We start from the raw sequence: 745 nt of genomic DNA on the forward strand, positions 1-745 counted from the left end.
GGCGATGCTCCTGCAGGAGCGAGCGCCGTTCCCCTCCCCCAGCATTCCCCAGAGGACCAAACCATGACCACCGCCGCCACCGACATGCTCAACTCCGAGGCGCGCCGCGCCCGGCTCTTCACCCGCATCAACAAGATGGACGCCTGGTTCCAGGTCCTAGGCCTGGCCTGGATCACTCCGGTTCTGAAAACCGCTGCCGGTGACAACCCCAAGGCCCAGATGAAGGAAATCTGGCGGCTGCTGGCGGTTCCGCTGATCGCAATCGCCGCCTTTCTTGTCCTCTGGGGCGCTTTGGCACCCAAAGTACAGACCTCGCTGGGGGCCATCCCTGGCCCCGCTGCCGTCTGGACCGAAGCCGTAAATCTGCACCAGGACGCGCAGGCAAAGGCCGTCAAGGAGCGTGCCCATTACGAAAAGGTCGAAGCCCGCAACCAGCGGTTCATCGACCGCGGGCAGCCGGAACGGGTCAAGGACATCCCCTTCACGGGCGCGCCGTCCTACTACCAGCAGATCTGGACCTCGATCCAGACCGTCTTTTTCGGGTTCCTGATCGCCTCTGCCGTGGCAATCCCGCTTGGCATTCTGGCGGGCCTGTCCCCGGTTGCGAATTCAGCCATCAACCCGCTGGTACAAATCTTCAAACCCGTGTCGCCACTGGCCTGGCTGCCGATCGTCACAATGGTGGTCTCCGCGCTTTACGCCACCAACGACGGGCTGTTCTCCAAATCCTTCCTGGTGTCCGCGA

At 63.2% G+C, this 745-nt stretch carries 1 protein-coding gene; it reads left to right on the plus strand.

The features are described 5' to 3' along the window. Positions 1–63 precede the first annotated feature (63 nt). Positions 64–745 (plus strand): ABC transporter permease (locus RA19_RS25515; protein ID WP_039168854.1); only part of this gene is annotated, 682 nt, incomplete at its 3' end.

It is taken from the genome of Leisingera sp. ANG-M1, from assembly GCF_000813745.1.
Classification (GTDB): Bacteria; Pseudomonadota; Alphaproteobacteria; order Rhodobacterales; family Rhodobacteraceae; genus Leisingera.